Source organism: Lacipirellula sp., assembly GCF_965279485.1.
Classification (GTDB): domain Bacteria; phylum Planctomycetota; class Planctomycetia; order Pirellulales; family Lacipirellulaceae; genus Lacipirellula.
On sequence record NZ_CBDIIC010000002.1, the window covers coordinates 2,709,819 to 2,731,839 of the forward strand.

Here is a 22,021-nt window from a genome sequence, read left to right on the forward strand (position 1 = left end):
TCCGCACGCCAAAGAATCGAACGGCAAGCGGCCAACTCGAGGGACCAGCAGCGCCCCGCTCTTCACCGGTCACTGATCACCAGCAACCGATTCGCCTCGCCTACCCAGTGCACTTCACCACATAGCGAGGATTCAGCACCGCCGCGGCGCCGCGCTCGCTCGCTTTGAAACGCAGCACGACGTCGTTGTTGAACTCCGCCTCGCTGCCGATCGGCGCCTGCGTCACGGTGATCGGCCAGTTCTCCATGTAGGCGAACGCCTTCTTGAAGTCGCCGATGAACCACCACTTCTTTGCATCGGCCGCGGTGACGCCCGAGGCGACGATTCGTCGATACGCAAGTCGACTCTCGTGGACGCGATAGTTCCCCAGCGGGTTGGCCGCGGTCGTAGCGGTCGCCGCACCGCTGCCGGTGTAGGTGACTTCCGCCGCATTGAAGACGCGATGGGCCGCGTGCCGGTACGCCGGCATCACCAGCGCCGTCGTGCCGCGCACCAACACCGGCTCGCCCGTGCCGGGATCGATCATGTCGGCGAACAGCTGCTCCGCCGCGTCGACGTCAGTCCAGTCGACGAGCTCATTCGACGTGATGACGTTCTTCCACGGCGTGCTCGTTTGGTACGTGTTATATGACGTGCCGTTCGTCTTGTAGTTGTTCGTCACGCCGACAATCAGATCGAGCAGCCGCTTCTCTTTATTGAGCCCCAAGATTTCGCCAACCTCGGCCGCCCGCGCGAGGACCAAATGCGTCCGATCAAAGAAGATCGTCTCCTTCGTCACCGGCACGATGAAGCCCCGCTTGAGCGTCGACGGCGTGTCGATGTAGTCCTCGCCGAAGCCAAGATGCGGGTACGGCATCCCCGGCGCCACGACATCGACGTCGTCGGCAATCCGTTTCATCCCTGGAATTCGTTCGCCATCGAGTCGCGTCGGCACGGTTTGCACGAGTCGCGAGGCGACAAACGCTTCTTGCGTGTAGGCGTCGAGAATCTTCGCGTAAATCACCTGTCCCGCGACAGTTTGAAAAGCCGTCACGTCGAGCCCGTCGGCCGCCTCGACGACGCTGACGCCGCCGCTAGTGCGCGGATCGAGCATACCGACCCACTGCCGCCCGTCCGGCACGAGCGCCTCGGCAAGATCGCGAATGCTGAAGTCTTCCGGCGCCAGGTCTCGATTGGCGAGCGCTTCGGTCAAATGCCGCGCCGTTCGCTCAGCGCCGTCGAGATCGAACCGCCGTTTTAGTTCTCTGTAGTTGAGAGACATGTGTGGAGTTCCCCCTGTGTTTGAAGTTGTTAGGGCCCAGGGTTCGGGGTTCAGAAAGGAAGAAGAGATCGCATGCCACGCCACACTCTTCGGCTGCCCCCTGAACCCCGACTGCTGAACCCTCTTAAGCCATCACCTGCGGTCCGCCGCGCAGTACCGTGCTGACGATTTCAAGCAGCACCCGCGTCGCGGATGGGTTGACGCGTTTGGCGCAACGACCGATCGCCAGGTTCGCCGTCGCGACTTTGGCGACGACTTGGGACAACAATTCAGTGCCGGTCCCGTCTTCGTCGGAGCCGAACAGGTCGCCGATCTCGGCCGTTGTCGAGATGCACTCGAACTCGAAGACGCCGCTCGTGGCGACTCGAATCGGATTAGAAACGCCGCTCGGCGACGCTTGCATTGCGACGCCGACGAACACGTCGTGGAACGCTTCTTGATTGCCAGCCTCGGTCCCCACGTCGGCTAGTTCCGACGCCGGCAACGCGGCGCCGCTCGATTGGTAGATCAGATCGCCGATGTCGATTACCGTCAGCGCGGCGACCGGCAACACCACCGGATTCGTATCGCCGTACCGCCATCGCATTACGTTCGCCATTGCTCTCTCTCCGTTGAAAAAAGAAATGAAGTTTGAACCGCCAAGGACCGCTAAGCACGCACGCGGATCGCGCGGGCGAACTCCTCCGCCGTTTCAACGCGAACGCCGCGCTGCGCGAGCGCCCACGGTTCGCTCGATCGCGGGCGAGCCGCTTCAGTGGCTTCGCGGAGCGCGAGTTCTTGTCGCAGCGATGCTTCCCTCGCTAGCGCCGCCTGCAGATCAGCTTCCAGCCGATCGCCGCGAGCGATCGCTTGTTCGAGCACCGTCTGCTGCAGACCGCCGCTTGCCGCGCCGTTTGGCCGCTCGTCTTGCTCGAACAGTCCTCGCGTCGCGGCCGGATCGGCGACCAAATCGACGCTTTGAACGTGCGTGATCGCCTCGACCAGCGATTGGGCGCCTTCGCGCGTCAGTCGCGCGAGGACGTTGTGCGAGAAGCCGACGTTGCGCGGATTGTGCTGCGCATCCCACGCGAGTTGCTCGGCTACTGCGTGCTTCGGATTGAAGTGAAGGTTGCCGAATAGCCCCTCGTCGGGCCGAAACTCAACTTGCCGAATAACGCCGAGCCGATCGCGGTAGTCGCGCGGCGCGAGCGGGCCGCCCTGCGGGTGATTGACGTTCACCTTGGCGCCTTCGTACAGCCCAACCGCCGCAGCGAGCGCCTCGGGCCGATACCGCCGGCCGTTGAGCGATTCAAGCCCAATCAGCTTGACGCCGCGCAGAACGCCCGCCGCACGGTCGACCCGCAGCGTGACGTTGCGCGAGTCGACGAACTCTTGCAGAACTTCTGTCATGTGATGCTCCTTTCCGACGAATGAAACGAAAAAAGCCTCGACGACAATGCGCGATTTCAAATCGCACATCACCGTCGAGGCTTGTCGTGATGCTCAGCCGCTGCCGGCTCAGCTCATTTCAATACCTGCTTGCTATTACTGAATTCTCTTTGTGTCTTCGCGCCTTAGCGTGAGACACGCCTTTCTCTTAAAAAATCTCTCGCAAAGGCGCAGAGGCGCAAAGGAAATACAAATTGGAGGCAATGTCCGCGCGTCGTGTTCGCTGGGTCCGTCGTGTCATCGTGGTTCAATCTCCTCCTGTATTTTCTTGGCGAACCTTGGCGTCCTTGGCGGTTGCCTTTCCCCTGCGACCGATCAACGCACCATCCGATCGACCGCCACGCGCAGATGCTGGATATGGCCATCTTGCACGCTGAGCGTGATGCTCGCGGTGCCGTGAAACCCTTTTGTCTCGGCCGCCGCCAGCAACTTGGCAAACTCGGCTTGGGCTTGCGACCGCTTGCTCGTCTTCTCGGATAATTTGCTCGATTGAATCATGCGTTCGATCCTAGCAAATTGAGTGGCCCAGTTTCGACAACAAAATTTGAAGAAATATTTGGTTGCGAGTCTCGAGTTACGAGCAGCGAGAAAGTAATAAAGTGGCCGAAACTCACGGCTTACCTTTCGTTCTCGCTGCCCGCAATTCATCGCTTGCGCCTTCCCAGTTTTTCTGCTCCTGGTCGTAGTCCAGCCCTAATCGCTGGCTCCACGTTTGCGGCGAGAGAATGCCTTTTTCAAACGCGATCTTCTCCACCTGCACTTCGCGCAGTTGGTCGCGCACATGGAGCGACGGCAACGTGATCTGCACTTCGACGCGTTGCCGCACGTCTTGCGGCAGGCGGCCTGCTGCGGCGGCGTTCTCGATGACGCGCCACATCACCTGCAGGTCGTCGTTGCGCAGCGACGCCTGCAGCCGTTCGAACATCTTCACCGCCGGCCCCTCGGCCACGAGCGTCGACGAGTAGTTCGCGTTCGACGCGTCGGAAGTGAACATAAACTCCGGCATTACCAGCCGCGCGGCGATCGCTCGCAGTTCGGCCTGCAACACCGTTACGAAGTTACTGGCGTTCACTCCCGCCGCGGGGAAGTCGTACTCCAGCCCCGCTGGGGCGTCGAGAATCGTCCCTGGCTCGTACGTGGCCAGTCGGCGCGTCCGCCCCGTCGCCGGGCTGAAACCCGAAGTGCTGGAGCCGTCGGTGACGAACTGCTCGACGCCGTTTCGCAGAGCGCTACGATGCTTGCGAATGAGCGCGATCGCCGATTGAATCTCCGCGACCGCGCTCATGTTCCGCAACAGTTTCTCGACTCGCCGCAGGTTCTTCCGTACCGGGAAGTAGAGCGGCAGCCCCCGCTTCACGTTGGCATCAACGTTCGCCTTGCGATGCTGAATCTCGCCCGCCGCAATCGGTTCGCCGTCGACGTAGTAGCCGCGAACTGACTCGACGTCGTCGACCTCGGTGTGAACGCCGAACGACGCCGCGCGCTCCTGCGACAGTTCCTTCGGCGTAGAAACTTGCTCCGGCTCGATAAACCGCACCCGCGTCATGCCGTCGACGCCGGCAAAGAACCGCAGGAACGCCTCGCCGTCGCGATCCATCCGCCGCACGATCTCCTGCTGCCGCGCGTGCCAGGCGTTGACGGCCAGGAACTCGTTGAGCACCCCCTGCACTTCCGTGAGTAGCGCGGCGCCCGCCGCCGAATCGTCGCGCAGCACCGCCCGATAGACGTGGCCCGAGCCGACGATGTAACTGATGCGATTCTCGACGCCGTTAATGGCAAACTCGTTCGTCGCGACGAGCCGCCGGCAATCGAGCCGCACCTCCGCCAGTTGTGCCTCGTTGAGATACGGCAACCCTGCTCGGACGAATCCGCCGCCCGCTTCGTTGAGATTGTTCCACCACATGCCGTCATCGTCGACATACGCCTCGCGCGGATCGACGAGCGCATCCCACAGCGAATCGACGGCTTCGCTGATGCGCTGTTCGTACTGATCTAGATACTGCGTCATCGCTTCCCCCTGCTGTATCTGTGTTTCGATTCATGAAATTGAACCGCCAAGGACGCCAAGGTTCGCCAAGGAAAGTCCGCACGTTACGCCCTCGTTGCAGGCGAAGGCAATTGATTTTTGACAGGATGACAGGATCTCGCGGATCGACATGATTTTGGATGAGATGAATTTCATCCTGCAAATCCGCGAGATCCTGCGATCCTGTCCAATTCACGATTCGCGCTGATTCGCGTTATTCGCGGGCAGTCTTTTCTGTATTTCCTTGGCGCACCTTGGCGTCCTTGGCGGTTGCCTTTCCCCTGCCTTCATTACCGTCCCAGCAAATTATCTCCCAGCCCGTCGTCATACCGGCCCGCCATCACCCCTTGCGCCAGCCGAATCGCCATCTCCAGCGCATCGGGCCCGTCGTCGTGAGTTCCGAGCGGAAAGTCCCGTAGTTGATCAACCAACAATTGCGTCGACTTGTTCTTCCGCAAGAAGGTCGCCGGCAGGCATGATGGACTCCTTCTAGTTTGAGAATCGTTGCGAAAATGTTGCTACCACATTGATTCGAATGGCGAATGTGGAATGCTGAATGTGGGTCAAACCCAGCCAATCAACATCTTCCCCCATTCAGCATTCCCCATTAATCAATCTGAAACTTCGTCGGCGCGATTTCATTAAACCGCTCGCGCAGCTCGCGCCTCAGCGCATCGGCCCAAGCGACTTGCTGCGGATCAGCGTCGCTTTCGGCAAGCGCGTCGAGCCGGTCGAGTGCAAGGCGTCCCGCAACCGCATCCTGTAGCGGGTCACGTCCCTCCAGTTGCGAAAGTCGTAGAAGTTCTCGAGCTTCGCGATCGTCGCGTTCGATTGGCGCCTGCTCGTCGACGGCGAGCGAGACAATGCGTTCGTCGTCGCGGAGAAACGGCCCCGCCGCGGCGGCGGTCGCCTCCGTACTGGCAAGCGGCGAGGGCTGAGCAGCGAGTTTCGAGGCCGAAGATTCAGATTGCGATGGTGCTTCTTCTACTCGTAACTCGCTGCTCAACGCTCGCAGCTTGCGGCGTTTCAAACCGCGGCCGATGAGCCAGCCGCCGACCGTCGAGGCGGCGATGACGCCCCAGCCAGCGGGTCCGCTAACGCCGAGGAGTACGGTCGCCAGCGTTGCCGCGGAGCGAGCCATGCCGCTCCAATCAAGCGACTCCGCTGAACCATTCAGCGGCTCGGCCTCTCCGATCGGTGCTGCCGCCGCTGGGCGCTGCTCCAGCGCACCGATCCGCGCGTTGATCGCCGCCAACGAATCACCGCACTGGCACGAACCATTCGGCGACTCCGGAACAACCGGCTTGAATAGCGGCGTCCGCTGCCCGCCGCCCGCTAGCGGTCCGACAAGCGGGCAAGTTCCATCTGGGCACCACGTAACGGCGCCATTCGCTTCGTTCGCAGGCGATGTGGCAGACGGAAGCGCACCCGTCGCACGCCGCCCCAACGCACGATCAAGAAATCGACCTAGCGGCCGGCCCGTGCTGGCGTAGGTGACGCCGTTGCTTTCGCCCCACACCACCGCGACGAGCCGGCCGCGGTTGTCGAACACGCCGCCTCCTGAATCCCCCGATCGCACGGCGCCCTGGATCCGCACATTCGTTTGCCCCGCCCCTTCCAAGTAGCCGATCGCCAAGCCCGTGATGCAGCGGTAAACGCCGGCCGGTCCGAAGCCGCATGCGGTCAGTTGGCTGGCCGTCGACAACTCGCGATTCACTTCGACCGTTGGTGCGGCAGGTCGCGCGATCTCGAGCGCCGCGAGATCGGCTTGATGATCGATCGCGACGACGAGCGCCCCATGAGTGCGACCATCGGGGAACTCGACAACGACTTGTCCCGTTCCTTCGCTGAACAAGTGAGCGCAGGTGAGGACTAACCCGCGGCTGCCGTCGGGCAGCGCATCGATCAGCGTGCCGCTGCCGGCGTTGGCGACGCCGCCTGGGAGTTGATTGTGGATGCGGCAGGAGGCGGCGGTGGAGTTCGCTTGACCCACGACCGCCTGGCATTTGTTGACGTGCGACGGCCGCTTACTCGAGGCGGAGCTATTGTGCAGAGCCAGCGTCAAGCCAACGAGCGACCAAGCCGCAACGGTCGCGATCGCCGCCGCTAACTCGCCTTCGCACCAACGTGTTTGCAAGATGCTCTTCATCACAGGCCCCCCAACGTGAACCGGTAGCGGTAGAATGGGCTGCGCGCGAGGTCGGCTGGCTCCGTCATGCGGTCGGCCAGATGCGGCACGGGATCGACGCCGCCGCCGATGCGGTCAGCCATCGCACACGCTTGCGAGCAGAACGGCGGTTGATTTGCGACGCGGCGATCGTCGCCGTCGGCTCTCATCCAGAATCGCCAAATCGGCAAATGCCGCAGCGCTGCGAGCCACACGCCGCGGTAACCGTAGTCGCAGCCGGCAAGCCGTCGCATGTACCGCACGGCGCCGTAGCGGTTAAACTCGCGCCAGCGATTACTCGGGTTCGCTTCAAAGACGTCGATGGCGCCGGGGAAGCGTTCGATCTGGCTTTCGAGCGTCACCGCACGGCCTCCCTTCAGCTCGCGAACTTCGCAGCAGAAGAGATCGTTCCCCCACCACACGGCCCGTGCGGCGTGCGTGTAGTCGCTGCGACCAGCGACCGAAATCAGCCGCGAGACGAGCCCGCTACCGCGAAAGAGCAGCAGATCGCCGTCTTTGATCTCCCGCTGCACGTCGCTGAGATTGACGTGACACCGCATAGCCTCCCCTTTCCGCCAGTGGCGCGAGCGCACAAAAAAAGCCCGCCGCCGACCCTCGGAAGGATCAGCGGCGGGCTTTCGCGGATGGCCGATGTTGGCCCCCGCTCAATACCGTTTGCTTGTGCGTGTGACTCTAGCGGAGTGGGTGGCCCAGTTTCAACAAGAAAATTTTTGGATTGTCCGTAGTCCGTTGGCAGTCGTCAGTTGCGTTAGCGAGCGGTGCATTTCTACCCCCTGGCTCCGCCAGGGGGTCGGTCACCATGCCGAGAGACGACGCGCAACGTAACGCCACGCGACCCCCGGGCGGAGCCCGGGGCTAGGGATGGCAGCAGGCCAATCTCGCTACCGCACGGTCGCGCCGCCGCGGTTGGCCATGCGACCGTTGTAGTCGAGTTCATACGCGCTGAATTCGGCCCATACCGGAAAGTGATCCGAGACTGTCTCCGTCTGGGCCTGCGAGAGATTCAGCGGCTGAGCGAAGTTGTAGACGCCCGACCGGCCGGCGTACTCCGACGTCGACGCTGTGTGAATTAGCAGATTGTCGTACAGAGCATTCTGCCGCACGTTGGTGAAAACGTTGCCGCCCAGTAAGCAGGTGAGACCGGGGATCATCCCGAGCCGGGTTTGCGACATCTTGCGATCGTTCGCGTTGAAGTCGCCGAGCATGATGACGTCGTCTTCGCCGTTGCTGCTGCGGCGGACGACCCGGTAAACCTCGGCCAGCACGTCGAGTTCGCTGGTGAGGGCCGGATCTTCGGGCACGGTGTGAACGTTCACCAACATGAACGTGAACGCCACGTTCGGATCGACGTTCGTCCGGAAGCTAGCCACATGCGGTTCACGACTCAGTAGGTTATTCGGATCGCCGACGGTGTAGACGCTTGAGCGATCGAGCACGATCGTCTTCGTGTTGAAAACGTAGGCGTACTGTTCTTTCTGCACGCTGTTTCCCAGCCGCTCGCTGACGACGTAGTCGTACTGGCCGCCGCCTTGATTGACGTACCCCACGAAGTCTTGCATGTGTCGCGTGTTTTGCGTGCTGATCTCTTGGATCGCGACGACATCGAACTTACGGACGACGTCGGCGAGCAGGGCGACGACGCGCTGCTCGCTCATCTTCTTGTCGCCGAAATCGCGGATGTTGAACGACGCGATCTTGATCGTTAGCCCATCTTGGCCTTGCGGCGCGGCGCCGCCGATCGTGACCGGCATGTTGGCGATTGTCGCCTGCGGAGTCTGCGCGGTCTGCGGCGCCGTGTTCCACCCGTTCGCTGCCGGCGCGCCGGCCGTCTGCTGCGCAGTTTGTACTGCTTGCGAATTGGGGTCCGCCCCCAACTGGTCCAGGGCGCCGCCGCCGATCGCCATCCAAATGCCGCCGCCCATAGCGATGAGCGTGGCGAGTGATAATAGTTTTTGCACGGCCCGCTCCTTGGGCGCGAATGAGTTCGATCAATCCGTTTTGAACGCCTGCACTGCACTTGGATCGCGCAGCACCGCCCATGACAGCCGATCGTCGAGCGCGCGAGGCGACGGGGCCGTTGGGGCGAGAGGCGGCGGGAGAGTACCCGACGCGGGCGATTGGGGCGAGAGAAGTTAGGTAAGCAAGTTGGCAGATTTTGCCAGCTTGCGGCGAAGGGTTCAGAAAAACTTAACCATGAGGTCCCCTCCCCTCGATGGGGAGGGTTAGGGAGGGGTGGTCGCAGCGGGTACCAGGGTTCATCCCCCCTCCCCATCCCTCCCCGCCAGGGGGAGGGGGCCACAACATTTTCTAATTGGCGGCACCAGCGGCTGCTTCAGGGCTACTCCATACGTGACGCGAGTTCGCGTTACTCCCGACCTGCTAGCTTCGTGAGATGGCCCAGCTCCGGTAGAATGAGTCGCTCCATCGCTAGCCTGACCGCGGCAGTCGACCCTGGCATCAAGAAGACCGCCACGCCGCCGATCATCCCGCCGCACGCGCGGCTGAGCATCGCCGCCGGGCCGATCTCCTGGTAGCTGAGCATGCGGAACAGTTCGCCGAATCCGGGCAGCTCTTTCGTGAAGAGGCCAGCGACTGCTTCGGGGGTTTGATCGCGTGGGGCGACGCCGGTGCCACCGGTGAGCAAGATCGCCGCTACTTGGCCAGCGTCGACGAACTCGTGGATCGCGGCGGCGACGGCAGTTGGTTCGTCCGGGACGATCCGCCGCCCGGCCACTGAGTGCCCCGCCGCCGCCAGCAACTCGGCAATGAGGTCGCCGCTGCGGTCGTCGGCCGCGGTGCGGGTATCGCTCACCGTGATGACTCCGCAGGCGATCGCGGTCCCGGCGGCGCGGTGCTCCTCGGCGGAAGGGCTGTCGTAGCGGCTCATGACGGGTTGCACCGATTTCGCGGGTCGCAGGACTGGGGGCCGCGGCATTTGCGTGACTTCCGCGCCGCGGCCTCAGTATAATAAAAGTTGCTCCGCCCGGGACCGCCCCGCAGGCTCATCCACGGAGCACAGGAACCAAGAGAATGCGTCGACGATTTATTGCCCTCGGGCTCATCGCTTGCTCGTTTGCTGCTCCGACGCTCCGCGCCGACCGCTTTGAACTCAAAGACGGCGGCGAAGTCTCCGGCGAGGCGCTTGAGCGGAACGAAGCAGGCAACTACCTCATTCGCACCAGTGACGGCGCCGAAATCTCGCTCACACGGCAATCGATCCAGCGGATTGTGCAGCAAGGCGATGCTGACGCCGAGTACCAGAAGCGGAGTCGCGCGATCCAAGACACGCCCGCAGCGCACCGCGAGTTGGCTGAATGGTGCCGCTCGAAGAAGATGCTCGCCGACGCTGATCATCACCTCGCCCGCGCGGCGGAACTCGATCCGAACGACGAAGCCTCGCGGCGCAGCCTCGGCTTTCAGCGCGTCGGCAACCGCTGGCTCACTGCCGACCAGTTGATGACCGAGCGGGGGATGGTGTTCTTCGACGGCAAGTACCGCACGAAACAAGATGTCGCTCTGCGAGAACGAAACAAGGGCCAAGACACGGTCAACGTCGATTGGTTTCTGACGCTGCGCAAGTGGCGAGGCTTCATGGACAATCGCCGCGAAGATCGCGTTCGCGAAGGCGAAGCGCAGATCATGGCGATCAGCGACCCGCAAGCGGCGCCGGCGATCATTCGGATCATGAAAGATGAACCGGAAGACGCCGTGTTTGAAATGCTGCTGCGGGTACTCGCGCAGCTTGACCATCCCGCAGCACTGCAACAATTGGTCGCCTACACGCTCGATCCTGAGACCGATCCTGAGATCCGCGCCCAGTGCCGCGACTACATCGCGCGCTGGCCGCGGCCGGTGCCGATCGTGCCCTACGTCGATGCATTGAAGAGTCAGGACAACGCAGTGGTCAATTTGGCCGGCGTCGCGCTTGGCCATCTCAACGATCCGGCGGCGCTTAGCCCGCTGATCGACGCACTTGTGACGACCCATAAGGAGATCGTTGGAGGATCTGGAGGGCCAGAAGGAGGACAGAAGTTCAACGTTGGCCCCGGCGGCGGGCTGAGCATGGGAGGCGACGCCCCGAAAGTAGTGAAGACCGATTACAACAACGAGCGCGTCTTGCAAGCGCTGCTCAAACTCTCTGGCAACCAGAAATTTGAATACGATGAACCCGCCTGGCGGGCTTGGTACGTCGACATGCAAATGCGGCAGCACGTGAATGCTCGCCGCGATCAGTGATCGTTACGCAGATTCTGTTTGGAACCGCTCCACAGCAACACGACCTTGTCTTCGTCATTGATTCTCGCGAGCCAACCGCTGTCTTGCGCTGCGTAGAAGCGATCGTTCGCCGACGGCTTGTGATTCCGCCAGCGGTGCGGCATATAATCCCAGAACTGTTTCGTTACGACGGCCGACGCTTCGCTTGCTGCGGCGGCAGCGTCGAGCGGCGTTAACGTCGTCGTCACGTACTCGACCGCGGTCGGCGTTGCCTTCATCCGTAAAAACCAGCCGCCGTCGATCGGCGTCAGTTCGATTGCCTCAAGATCCTCGTCTGTCAGCGGCGAACCTGTGAACGATGCGGTCAGCGACGCTGGCCACTTGGTTCGTTCGGTCACGAGCGGCTGATCGCCCTGCCCTGCGACCCGCCAGCCGTAGATCCCAAAGATTAGCGGGAAGAGGCCGATCGCGATCGTCGCGGCGAGAATCAAACCCAAGTTCGCTTTTGGCGCTCGCCCCGCTGGACGTTCGGGCAGTTCAGATTCAGTTTCGTCGTCCATCGCCATGCGTCTCGAATGCTTACCGACTCGGCGCCAAGCGGGCTCGGCGCCGTTGCTCCCACCAGCTTTCGCTCACCATCGTCGCCGCGATGCGGTCGTCGAGGTTCGGTCGATAAATTGTGAGCAACAGGAACGGCAGATACCAGGCGACGTACATCCCGCCGCCGTGGGCATGCCAGAACTGGACGCCGACCATGAGCGCGGCCGTGCAGGAGATCAATACGCCGAGATTCTTCCGCCCCGGCCAGGCGGCGAAGCTAATCGACAACGCGATGAACGCGATCAGAATCGGAATGCGGTACGCCGGATCCCAAAACCGCCAGATCCCCTGCAAGTGGGCAAGCCGCGGCCAACGAATGCCGAACATTTGCATCAGCTGAGCCAGGAACAAGTCGGGGCTGCCGGCGGTGAACGCCATCGTGATGATCAGCACGCCGATGGCGATGAAGAACCCCGCCAGGAAGCGTTTGATTCCCCGCTCCCAGTAGAAGCTGCACCATAGGGATAGCAGAAAGAACGGGTAGTAGTTCGTCCCCGAGGCGAGGCCGATGAGCAGTCCCGCCACCATCGGACGGCGATACATGACGATCGACCACACCAACAGCGCCGCTGGCAAGCAATGCTTTGGATCACCGCACCATCGCGCGGTATACGGGAGCAGCAAATAGATCGTCGCGCAGGCGATTCCCGCGATGAGGTTGTCGAAATGCCAGAGCCCGATCAGCACGAGGCCGACGACGATCAGCACATGCGAGGAGATCGCGACGACGCGGGTCGTGATCTCACCGATCCGCTGCTGGCGCTGTTCCTTCTCTGCCGTCGTCTCGGGGGGCGCATCCTCGGACTGCACAATGACCGTCTGCGTCGAGACGCGCGGCAAGAGGTAAATCAGCCAGTAACCGGGGCCTTCGGTGTCGAAGGTATCGGTGGAACTGTCGTCCTCCTCGGCTTGCTGCGCTTTGGCCTTCAACTCGGCGGCGGGCAAGGCGTGAGCCGCGTCGTTTGGGGCCACGCGACCGGTGACGACGTTAGCCATCAAGAAGAAGAGAATCGAACTAGCCAAAAACGTTAGGCCGGAGGCATTAATATTAGGATCGAGCAGCGGCCGCCGCGTCATCGCGGGGTCGATCAGCAGCCGAATGAGAAACAGGATCCCCACTGCGAACAGCCATTGAAAACCGAGTTGCTGGATCTCGAGGGCATTCTCGCTAATTCCGTCGGCATCGTAGCTGTACTGCACCAGCAGCAGCCCCGGCGCCAGCGCGATCAGCAGAAACAAATCGACATTCCGAATGCTGAAGACGCGGTTGAACTTGAAGAAAAGCGCGAGCATCAAGAACGACGAGAAGTAAGCCCAACTCGTGGGACTAACCCGCTCGTAGTGAAACAGGATGTCGCTCATGCGATCAACAAGCGCTGAGAAGACGGCGGGGAGTGGACTCGTCGCGGCCGCTGGGCCGTCGGTCTAGAATACGCGCATTGACGCAAAGTGCAACCCGGTTATGGAGTTGCGACTACAGGGTTCGGGCCGCCGTGTCGTCATTCTGAGCAGATAATTTCTAGCCTCGGGCAGAGCCCGGGGCTAGGGCTGCGCAACATCGACTGACGCGTGAGCATCAATTGCCACGCTCAGCGGCGGCCAAGCGGTCGCGCGCCGCCGCGGCCCAGGGACTTTCGGGAGCCAGATCGAGGAATGTCCGCCAATGCTCCAGCGCTTCGGCCGGCCGATCGAGCCGATCGAGCACATGCGCAAGGTGATAATGAACGTCGGCAAAGTCGGCGCTGTACTGCAGCGCCCCTTCAAGCGTCGCCGCGGCGAGTTCGAGCTCGCCCGTCTCCGCGAGGACGCACCCCAGGCTCGCCCGCGCTTCCACATACTCTTCGTCGATCTCAAGCGCGGAGTAGTAGCGCTCGCGTGCCGCGCTCAAGTCGTTCGCCCGGTACAGCACGTCGGCGAGCGCGAAATGAAACTCTGGCTGTGGCCCCGCCGCCAGCAGCAGCGTGCGGTACGACTCGGCAGCCCGATCGAGCCGGCCTGCGTCTTCCCAATCGATCGCTTCCTGCTGCAACTGCTCGATGAGCGTCTGCAACGCAGCGCCGTTGCCGCTGGGCTTCGATCGCTGGCCGGCAGCGATCGAGATTGTCGCTGGCGCCTCGTCGTCGTCCGCGAGCGAGGTCTCGTCGAAGTCGAGCAACAGTTGCCCGCCCGGCTCGGCCAGATCGTCGCCGAGTCGCAGGAAGAGTCGTCGACCTTCGACGACGACCCGCGGATCGGCCAGCGGTCGCGGATTGTCGGGCAGCAGCCGGGAGATCTCGGCCAACCGACGGTCGACCGTTCGCAGCGAGCAACCGGCCGCGAGCAACTGAGCCAGCCGCCGCGCGACGCCGACTTCCTCAAAATCAAAATGACTGAGCCGCCGCACCACTCGCACCGGCTGCAGCGTCCCCTGCCGCTCCCACCGCCGAATCGCGGCGACCGACACGCCGACGAGCTCGGCTAACATCGCCGGCGTGTAGAGCCGCTGAATCGCGATCGCGTCCGCTTCGGCAGGTTCGTCATGAGCATCGTCGGCCATAGTGGCCAAGTCTCGACGAGCGACGAGACGATGTCAACGCGGCGGCCGCAACCACTGCGCACAAAAAACAGCCCCGACCTAGCTAGGTCAGGGCTGCGATTGGTTATCAATTCAATTGCAAACCGCCGGCTCAACCGCCACAGCAAGGTTGCTCGACGATCGGCACCTTCATCACGATCGTCCGCGGCACGCGGATCGTTTGCGTCACCGGCACTTGCTTGCAGACAACGCGCGGCTGCTGAATGGTCTCCTGCTGGGCGACCATCTTGCAAACCCGCACTTCGAACTTCTCAACCCGCTCTTCCTGGACCCACTTGCAGGTGGTGACCGGAATCTGGCGGACATGCTCTTCAGGCACCATCTTGCAGACCTTCACTTCGACCTGCTGCGGCACCCGCTCGACGACTTGCTTGTAGGTGGTCACCGGCACTTGGCGAACTTGCTCTTCGTTCACCGTGCGGCAAACCTGCACCGGCACCTTGCGAACGCAGGTCTCGGCAACCTGGCGCTGCACTTGCACCGGCACTTGTTCAACCACTTCTTGCGCGACCATCGTCGTCACCGGTACTTGCTGGGCGACGAGGTTCGGCTTCCATACTTGTTGCACTACCGCTTGCGCGGGGGGCGTCGTGTTCGCCCACACCAAGCCGGGACGTTGCACGACGGCGATGCCGGTCGTCGGATCGACGGTCGGCGACGCGGCCATCCACGTCAGCCCGCGGCGGGTCGGCGCCGGCTGGAACATCGTCACTTGGTTGACCATGCAGCCTTGATCGATCACTTGGGTCGCCATCGTCGTCACGGGACGCATCACGGTCGAACGACGTTGCGTTTGCACCGTTTCGACCACCGGACGCATCACGGTGAATTGTTCTTCGCGTTCAGCCGTTTCCCAGACTTGCTTCTGGACAACGAACCGCTCTTCGCGAGTGCTCGTCTCGGCGACCGTGCGCACGACGTCGTAGCTGGCGTCGCGCAGCTGGGTCTCGTAGACCGGCTTCATCACCGTGAAGCGTTCTTCGCGGGTCGACGTTTCCGTTACTGGCTTCGAAACCATGAAACGGCGCTCGCGCTGCTGGGTCTCCCAGACGGGGACTTGCCGGGTGACTTGCACCTGGTCGTAGACCGTCTCCTGCTCCATGCGGTAGGAGGTGACTTGCTGCTCGTCGTATACCGTCTGGCATTCCAGCCGGTAGGTCTGCCCGCAGCAATCGGCCATCGCCAACTGCGGAGTCGACGCAAACGGAACAACAGCGGCCAGCGCTACGGCGAGCGCATCACGAACGGTTTTCATCGTAGTCACCCCAACGAAAGTGCCCGAGAAGATCTGCGGGACGCGCAATTACCCTGCTCGCGTTGTCCGACGAGACTTCCCCTCTACGAGAGTCTTGGAGACAAACGCGCGCAAGGCAAATCACAACACTTGAAATTTTCTGCTAGCAACGGATTAAGCGTCATGCGCGACGCCGCTTATGACGAGGCTAGCAGGCAAACGCTGCTTCCATCGGAACGCGCGGTCACGACCCCTTCAATGGGAAAGTCGTGCGCGCGGCGGCAAAAGAGACCGCCCCATGCGCAACAACCGGCACAATCGACAAGCTTTGCCGGAATTGGCGGCACGACCGTTACTTGCCGGCCGCCCGCGCTTTGACCCGAGTGAGAGTACGCTCAGCTTCGTCGACGAGTTCGTCGGGTACGGGTCCCTCTTTCTGAAGTTTTTCCAAAGACTTCAGAAAACCCTCCACCGCTTCCTCAAGCGGCGCAAACGCCTCTGCTGGCAACGCTGGCGTCTCCCGCAGGCGATTGGTCGATTTTAGGGCGCTGCTGAGGATCATGTTCCGCTTGAACGCTCGCTGCTTGGCGAGCGATTCTTCCGTCACCTCTTCGGTGAGCGCCTTCTCCCCCGCCACGCTCGCGGCGAGCGAATCGACGTCGAACATCTCGGCCACCGCCGCCGGCGCCGCTGGATGACCGAGCCGCGCGAGTGCTGCCGCCGCATTGAACCGAGCGTCGGTGTACGGATCATCCGCGAGCACCACCAGCTTTTCAACGAGCCGCGGATCGGCCTCCGACGATTGCGTCGCCGAGGCTTCCGCGACGACGCCGATCGCGAACGTCGTCTCCGATCGGATGAGTTCATCCTGATCGTCGGCAAGCGTCAGCAACGCCTCGGTAAGCTCCTCGTCAACGAGCGGCTGCGGCGGCTTGAGCGCGGCCATCGAACCGGCCAGCACGGCGATCGCGTTGATCGCCCGCCGCCGCACGTCGCGCTGCGGATCGTGGAGCGCCGCGTTCACCAGCGCCGGCAATCCGTCGGCCACCTGAAACTCGCCGAGCGCCGTCACCAGAAAGATCCGCATCGTCACTTCGGCGTCTTCCGGCCGGCCAGCTTCGACCATTTCGTTGACGTATGCGGCGATCTGGCCTGACAGCTCGTGACTGACTTTCAGCTCCGGATAACGCTGCGGCAACCGCAGCATGTCGGCCAGCTCTTTTGCCTGCTGGAACCGGGCCTGGTTGTTCGAGCGGAGCGCCGCGACGATTTTGGCCGGATCTTGCTCGCCGCGACGGGCGAGCGTCTCGATGACGAACCAAATCCCCACCACCGCGGCGACGATCACCGCCGGGATGACGAACAGCTGAATGATGAACCCCGCCGACGGCGGCTCGACCGGCGGCAGCAGCTCGTCCGACGAGGTCCGCATCCGGGCGTAGCGGTTGTCGGCATCGGAGACGCCCTGCGAAAACTCGTTCTGCGGCGGTATGCTGGAGGACATCGCTGAAGTCTTCTGAAGAGATTGCCAAGGGCCGACAGCCTGTCCAATGTACCACCTGCCGTTAACGCTCGAAACGCCCGCCGCCAACCTCGCCCTCGACGAGGCGCTCCTCGACGCCGCCGTCGACGGCCAGTTGCCGGGCGAAGTCCTGCGACTGTGGGAATCGCCCGGTTACTTCGCGGTGCTCGGCCGTTCGTCGCCGCTGAGCGAGGTTCATGCCGAGGCCTGCCGTCGCGACGACGTTGCTGCGTTGCGTCGAGCCAGCGGCGGCGCGACGATCCTCACCGGCCCCGGCTGCCTGATGTATGCGGTGGTGCTCGACGCCGAGCGACGGCCGGAATTGCGAAGCGTCGACCGCGCCCATGAGTTGGTGCTCGACACGATCGCCGCCGCCCTCGCCCCGTTCGCCCCCGGCATCGCCCGCCACGGCACGAGCGATCTCACGATTCCCGCCGAGCGCGCCGGCGACCCGCCGGTGAAATTCTCCGGCAACAGCCTGCGACTCAAACGGGGCCACCTCCTCTACCACGGCACGCTGCTCTACGACTTTCCGCTCGACCGAGTCGAAACCTGGCTCGCCGATCCCGCCCGCCGTCCCGAGTACCGCGGCGAACGCGACCACCGCCAATTCGTCACCAACCTCCCCGCGACACGCGAAGCTCTCGAAGCCGCACTCACCGCCGCCTGGGGAGCCACCGAACCGCTCCCCGCCTGGCCCCGCGACCGTACCACTGAATTGGCGGCAAGTCGTTATTCCACGGTCGAGTGGTAGGTTGAGCCGATCGAAGAATGGACAGGATTACAGGATTTCGCGGAGCAACAGGATGAAGGAGGAGATTGTCCGTCCGCGATTCAGTCTTTTGAATTATCCAGTAAATCCGCGAGATCCTCTGATCCTGTCAAAAAAAAACAACCAACTCCCCTCATTCTTCTTTGCGTATTTCGTTGCGCCTCTGCACCTTTGCGAGAGACTTCTTAAGACGGATCTCTCGCAGAGGCGCGGAGTCGCAGAGAAGAGACGAGATTAAATCATGCACCGTCAGCCGCTGCTGAAACTGCTCGATCGCTACGACAGCCGCCATCCGAGCGAGGCGGCGATGACTGATCGGATTCGCCAGCTTGTCGTCGCCCACGCCGACTGCTTCGACCGCACTTGCCGCCCCGGCCACATCACCGCCTCGGCTTGGATCACCACCCCCGAGCGCGACCGGTTCCTGCTGGTCCACCACCGCAAGCTCAACCGCTGGCTGCAACCAGGGGGCCATGCCGACGGGCAGACCGACGCCGCCGACGTGGCGATGCGCGAGGCGACCGAAGAGACCGGCCTGCCGAACCTCCGTCACGCCGCCACGGGCGCCGAGGCGACGCCGCTCGACGTCGACGTTCACATCATCCCCGCCCGCCACGACGCCGCCGGCAACCAAGTTGAGGACGCCCACGAGCACCACGACGTCCGCTTCCTGATCATCGCCGAGGGGGATCTCGCCCCGCAGGTGAGCGAAGAATCGCACGCCGTCCGCTGGTTTACTGCGGAGGATCTGCAGTCCACGATCGAAGAAGAATCGGTCCTCAGACTCTGGCGCAAGTCGGCTCACTAGCAAGTCGTCGGCGAGCCGGGGCGTCCCGCCCCCGGCGCATTTGCGGTTTCGTCAGTTGTCCGTGGTCAGTCGTCAGTTGCTGCTGTCGCCGCTGCATTCCCCCTCCGCCACGCCCCCGGGGGCGAGGACGCCCCGGCTCGCGCCCTGCACCTTCGCAACGCCCTCTCGCTCCCCTTCTCCCCGCAACTGACCACAGACCACGGACAACTGACACTCCTCCGTCAATCTGCTAAATTACCCCCACCCCAAAACCCAAGCCGACCCGCACGAGACCACTGCATGTCGACCCTTCCGACCGCCACGCCATTTGGCGCCGTTCGCATCAATCGCGAGAACCTTCCCGAGGGTCAGCACCTCTGTGAATATTGCACGGCCAAGTGCTGCCGCTACTTCGCCTTGCCGATGGACACCCCCGAGAGCTTTGAGGAGTTCGAATTCCTCCGCTGGTTCCTGCTCCACGACCGGGCGAGCGTGTTCAAAGAAGACGACGATTGGTACATGCTCGTCCACACGACCTGCAAACACCTCGGCCACGACAACCGCTGCGGCATCTACGAAACCCGCCCTCAAATCTGCCGCGACTACACGACCGACAACTGCGAGTACGACGAAGACTGGACCTACGATTTTTACTTGGAAACGCCGGAACAGGTGTGGGAATACACCGAAGCCGTCATTCAAGAACCAGGCAAGTCGATCCGCAGCCGCAAGCCGAACCCGCTGGCGGTGCTGGCGTAGGAAATACTTCACCACGAAGACACAAAGGCACCAAGGTTCACGAAGGAATTGCCAACAGCCTGCAAGCTGAGTTCTTCGTGCATTACTTCGTATCGTCGTGCCTTCGTGGTTAGTCTTTGCATTATCAGTTAGAAAGAGATTGTCCGCCCGATGGCCCTCATTCAGCCGCGCACATTAAAAGGTTTCCGCGATTATCTCCCCGAGGCGATGATGCCGCGGGAGCGGATCATCGAGACCGCGCGGCGGGTCTATCGCAGCTACGGCTTTCGCCCGATCGACACCCCGGCGCTCGAGTACCTCGAAATTCTCACCGGCAAGGGAAGCGACGAAACCGACAAGCAGCTCTACAAGTTCCAGGACCATGGCGGCCGAGACGTCGGCCTGCGGTTCGACCTCACCGTACCGCTCGCCCGCTTCGTCGCTCAGCACCAGCAAGAGCTCGGCCTGCCGTTCAAGCGGTACCACATCGCCTCGGTATGGCGCGGCGAGAATACGCAGACCGGTCGCTATCGCGAGTTCATGCAGTGCGATTTCGACACGATCGGCGTCACCGAGATCACGGCCGACATCGAGATGACGCTCGTCATCAACGACCTGTTCACGGCGCTCGGCGTCGATAACTTTTCCGTACGCGTGAACCATCGCGCCGTGCTCAACGGCATGCTCGAAAAGCTCGGCCTCGGCGACCGCTCCGCCGCGGTGCTGCGAGCGCTCGATAAGCTCGCCAAGATCGGCGACAAGGGCGTCCGCGAAGAGCTCGCCCGGACTGCCGAAACGACCGACGCCCAGTGCGACGCCCTCATCGCGATGGCGTCGCTCAGCGGCGACAACGAGAAGATCCTCAACCAGCTGACGCCGCTGGTGGCCGGCAACGTCACCGGCGAACGGGGCGTCGCCGAACTCCGTGAACTCGTCGCCGCCACCGCCGCGGCCGGCGTCCCCGCGGGCCGAATCCAGCTCGATCCGTCTATCGCCCGCGGCCTCGACTATTACACCGGCATCGTCGTCGAAACGATCCTGGGCGACCTCCCCGAGATCGGCAGCGTCGCCAGCGGCGGCCGCTACGACAACCTCGCCGGCCTCTACACCAACCAAAAACTCCCCGGCGTCGGCGCCTCGCTCGGCCTCGACCGCCTGCTCGCCGCGCTCGAAAAGCTCGGCCGGCTCGACGCCGTGAAAACTCCGGCGCCAGTCCTCATCTGCATGTTCGACGCCGCCCGCCGCAACGACTACCTCAAGCTCGCGGCGCAACTGCGGGCCGCCGGCATCGGCGTCGAGGTCTACCCCGAAGCAAAAAAACTGGGCAAGCAGCTCCAGTACGCCGACAAGCAGGGTTTTAAGGCGGCGATCATCATCGGCGAAACCGAATTCGCCGCCGGCGAGTGCCAAGTCAAAGACCTCAAAGCCGCGACGGGCGTGACGGTCCCCTACAACGGCAACGAGCCCTCCCCCCTCCTCGCCGCCCTACAGCCCCTCCTGGCCGACTAGGCCTTTCTTCCCCTCCTCTCCCTTCTTTGCGCCTTCGCGCCTTTGCGTGAGACATTCTTTATTAAGATCTCTCGCAAAGGCGCGAAGGCGCAAAGGAAATGCGGGAAGCAAAAACCTGCAGTAATTCGTTGCTGCAGGAGGTTGGCGAAGGTTCTTCATGTACCTTCTCTGCATTTCACCGGCGACAATTCACCCAACCCGCATTAATCCGCGTCCTATTCATACCCTTTACTGTAAAATCTCTCGCAGAGGCGCGGAGACGCAGAGGTAAAGGCAGAAGGATGAACATCGATTCTTCTTTGCGTATTTCTTTGCCCCTCTGCGCCTTTGCGAGAGATTTTTTCCTATGGCCAAACGCGACAACCACTACGAAGCCGCCTTCGAGTCCTATCTCCAGTCGCGGCAGGTCGCCTACGTCGCCGTCGACGAGGCCCGTCGCAGTCGCATTGCCGCCGGCTCGCTGAAGAACGTCGACTTTCTCGTCTCGCCCGCCGACGGCGCGACGCTGCTCGTCGACGTGAAAGGGCGTCGCTTCCCCAGCGGAGTGACGAATCCGCAATACTGGCGTAACTGGTCGACCTGGGACGACCTCCGCTGTCTCGCTCGCTGGCAAGAGCAGTTCGGCCCGCAAAGCCTCGCCCTGTTCGGCTTCGTCTACCACGTCGTCGGAGACCGCTCGCCAGTACCGGCCGACGACCTCTACTGGTTCCGCGGCGAGCGGTACGCGTTCCTCGCCGTCCGCGCCGCCGACTACATCCGCTTCGCCAAACCCCTCTCGCCTAAATGGGAAACGGTCTCGATGCCCGCCCCCCTCTTCCGCCAAGCCGCCGCCCCGTTTGACGAACTGCTGGGGAGGAGTTGCGAGTCGCGGGTTTCGAGTAGCGAGAACTGAGGAGTAAAAACACCACGAATCACGTGGCTCAGCGGAGACTCGCCACCGTTTTCCTCAGCAAACAATGGCGGATTGTCGCCCGCCCTATTTCGGATTAGGCTAAAAGGTCGCGACAGACCTCCAGCACACTCGCAACTCGCAACTCGCAACTCGCAACGGTATTCCTATGGCCTGGGCCCTCGTCCTCCTCACCGTCATCCTCGGCTGCCTCGGCACCCTCCGCCCCAGCGGCCGCGCTGAAGATTTCAAGCGGTTCAAAGCCGACTGAGCTGCA

At 62.6% G+C, this 22,021-nt stretch carries 21 protein-coding genes; 6 read left to right on the forward strand and 15 right to left on the reverse strand.

Features of this window, described 5'->3' with window-relative positions; genetic code table 11:
- Positions 1-100: 100 nt before the first annotated feature.
- The 10 genes from ACQY7R_RS18440 to ACQY7R_RS18485 form a co-directional block, all read right to left on the reverse strand.
- Entirely contained in the window at positions 101-1,261 is a 1,161-nt protein-coding gene (locus ACQY7R_RS18440) for a hypothetical protein (RefSeq protein WP_428307035.1), read from the reverse strand.
- Positions 1,262-1,385: 124 nt separating this feature from the next.
- Positions 1,386-1,859: a hypothetical protein gene (locus tag ACQY7R_RS18445; RefSeq protein WP_428307036.1), complete on the reverse strand. Its 474-nt coding sequence runs from the start codon at positions 1,857-1,859 to the stop codon at positions 1,386-1,388.
- A 50-nt stretch (positions 1,860-1,909) separates the two neighbouring features.
- Complete coding sequence (locus ACQY7R_RS18450) at positions 1,910-2,650, reverse strand: hypothetical protein (protein WP_428307037.1); 741 nt, start codon at positions 2,648-2,650, stop codon at positions 1,910-1,912.
- A 354-nt stretch (positions 2,651-3,004) separates the two neighbouring features.
- Positions 3,005-3,187 (reverse strand): hypothetical protein, encoded by a 183-nt coding sequence (locus ACQY7R_RS18455; protein ID WP_428307038.1) that lies wholly within the window; start codon positions 3,185-3,187, stop codon positions 3,005-3,007.
- A 112-nt stretch (positions 3,188-3,299) separates the two neighbouring features.
- Positions 3,300-4,697, reverse strand: coding sequence for a phage portal protein (locus tag ACQY7R_RS18460; protein WP_428307039.1), 1,398 nt, complete (start codon positions 4,695-4,697; stop codon positions 3,300-3,302).
- Positions 4,698-5,005: 308 nt separating this feature from the next.
- Entirely contained in the window at positions 5,006-5,146 is a 141-nt protein-coding gene (locus ACQY7R_RS18465; RefSeq protein WP_428307040.1) for a hypothetical protein, read from the reverse strand.
- Between the two features lie 176 nt (positions 5,147-5,322).
- Positions 5,323-6,864, reverse strand: coding sequence for a S1 family peptidase (locus ACQY7R_RS18470; protein ID WP_428307041.1), 1,542 nt, complete (start codon positions 6,862-6,864; stop codon positions 5,323-5,325).
- Complete coding sequence (locus ACQY7R_RS18475; RefSeq protein WP_428307042.1) at positions 6,864-7,442, reverse strand: hypothetical protein; 579 nt, start codon at positions 7,440-7,442, stop codon at positions 6,864-6,866. The genes ACQY7R_RS18470 and ACQY7R_RS18475 overlap by 1 nt, the downstream gene beginning before the upstream one ends.
- 342 nt (positions 7,443-7,784) lie before the next feature.
- On the reverse strand, positions 7,785-8,861 hold the full coding sequence (locus ACQY7R_RS18480) for an endonuclease/exonuclease/phosphatase family protein (protein WP_428307043.1): 1,077 nt from the start codon (positions 8,859-8,861) through the stop codon (positions 7,785-7,787).
- Positions 8,862-9,268: 407 nt separating this feature from the next.
- On the reverse strand, positions 9,269-9,790 hold the full coding sequence (locus tag ACQY7R_RS18485; protein ID WP_428307044.1) for a MogA/MoaB family molybdenum cofactor biosynthesis protein: 522 nt from the start codon (positions 9,788-9,790) through the stop codon (positions 9,269-9,271).
- A gap of 143 nt (positions 9,791-9,933) precedes the next feature.
- On the opposite strand from ACQY7R_RS18485, the gene ACQY7R_RS18490 reads away from it, so the two are divergent.
- The gene (locus ACQY7R_RS18490; protein WP_428307045.1) at positions 9,934-11,139 is read left to right on the forward strand and encodes a HEAT repeat domain-containing protein; all 1,206 of its coding nucleotides are present in this window, start codon (positions 9,934-9,936) and stop codon (positions 11,137-11,139) included.
- On the opposite strand, the gene ACQY7R_RS18495 is transcribed toward ACQY7R_RS18490, so the two are convergent.
- The 5 genes from ACQY7R_RS18495 to ACQY7R_RS18515 form a co-directional block, all read right to left on the reverse strand.
- Positions 11,133-11,678 carry a hypothetical protein gene (locus ACQY7R_RS18495; RefSeq protein ID WP_428307046.1) on the reverse strand — a complete coding sequence of 182 codons (546 nt, stop codon included), beginning with the start codon at positions 11,676-11,678 and terminating at the stop codon, positions 11,133-11,135. The genes ACQY7R_RS18490 and ACQY7R_RS18495 overlap by 7 nt on opposite strands.
- Before the next feature lie 19 nt (positions 11,679-11,697).
- Positions 11,698-13,080 carry a hypothetical protein gene (locus tag ACQY7R_RS18500; protein ID WP_428307047.1) on the reverse strand — a complete coding sequence of 461 codons (1,383 nt, stop codon included), beginning with the start codon at positions 13,078-13,080 and terminating at the stop codon, positions 11,698-11,700.
- Between the two features lie 214 nt (positions 13,081-13,294).
- Positions 13,295-14,254 (reverse strand): MerR family transcriptional regulator, encoded by a 960-nt coding sequence (locus ACQY7R_RS18505; RefSeq protein WP_428307048.1) that lies wholly within the window; start codon positions 14,252-14,254, stop codon positions 13,295-13,297.
- Between the two features lie 130 nt (positions 14,255-14,384).
- Positions 14,385-15,548, reverse strand: coding sequence for a hypothetical protein (locus tag ACQY7R_RS18510; RefSeq protein ID WP_428307049.1), 1,164 nt, complete (start codon positions 15,546-15,548; stop codon positions 14,385-14,387).
- 331 nt (positions 15,549-15,879) lie between these two features.
- Positions 15,880-17,031 carry a HEAT repeat domain-containing protein gene (locus ACQY7R_RS18515; RefSeq protein ID WP_428307050.1) on the reverse strand — a complete coding sequence of 384 codons (1,152 nt, stop codon included), beginning with the start codon at positions 17,029-17,031 and terminating at the stop codon, positions 15,880-15,882.
- A gap of 46 nt (positions 17,032-17,077) precedes the next feature.
- Here ACQY7R_RS18515 and ACQY7R_RS18520 point away from each other — a divergent pair, with 46 nt between their 5' ends.
- The 5 genes from ACQY7R_RS18520 to ACQY7R_RS18540 all read left to right on the forward strand — a co-directional run bounded on the left by ACQY7R_RS18520 (position 17,078) and on the right by ACQY7R_RS18540 (position 21,747).
- Complete coding sequence (locus tag ACQY7R_RS18520; protein WP_428307051.1) at positions 17,078-17,803, forward strand: lipoate--protein ligase family protein; 726 nt, start codon at positions 17,078-17,080, stop codon at positions 17,801-17,803.
- Between the two features lie 259 nt (positions 17,804-18,062).
- A complete protein-coding gene (locus ACQY7R_RS18525; protein ID WP_428307052.1) occupies positions 18,063-18,629 on the forward strand; it encodes an NUDIX hydrolase in 567 nt (188 codons plus the stop codon).
- A gap of 279 nt (positions 18,630-18,908) precedes the next feature.
- The gene (locus tag ACQY7R_RS18530; protein ID WP_428307053.1) at positions 18,909-19,367 is read left to right on the forward strand and encodes a YkgJ family cysteine cluster protein; all 459 of its coding nucleotides are present in this window, start codon (positions 18,909-18,911) and stop codon (positions 19,365-19,367) included.
- Between the two features lie 150 nt (positions 19,368-19,517).
- Entirely contained in the window at positions 19,518-20,855 is a 1,338-nt protein-coding gene (gene hisS / locus ACQY7R_RS18535) for a histidine--tRNA ligase (protein ID WP_428307054.1), read from the forward strand.
- Between the two features lie 346 nt (positions 20,856-21,201).
- The gene (locus tag ACQY7R_RS18540; RefSeq protein WP_428307055.1) at positions 21,202-21,747 is read left to right on the forward strand and encodes an HYExAFE family protein; all 546 of its coding nucleotides are present in this window, start codon (positions 21,202-21,204) and stop codon (positions 21,745-21,747) included.
- The last annotated feature ends 274 nt before the right edge of the window (positions 21,748-22,021 follow it).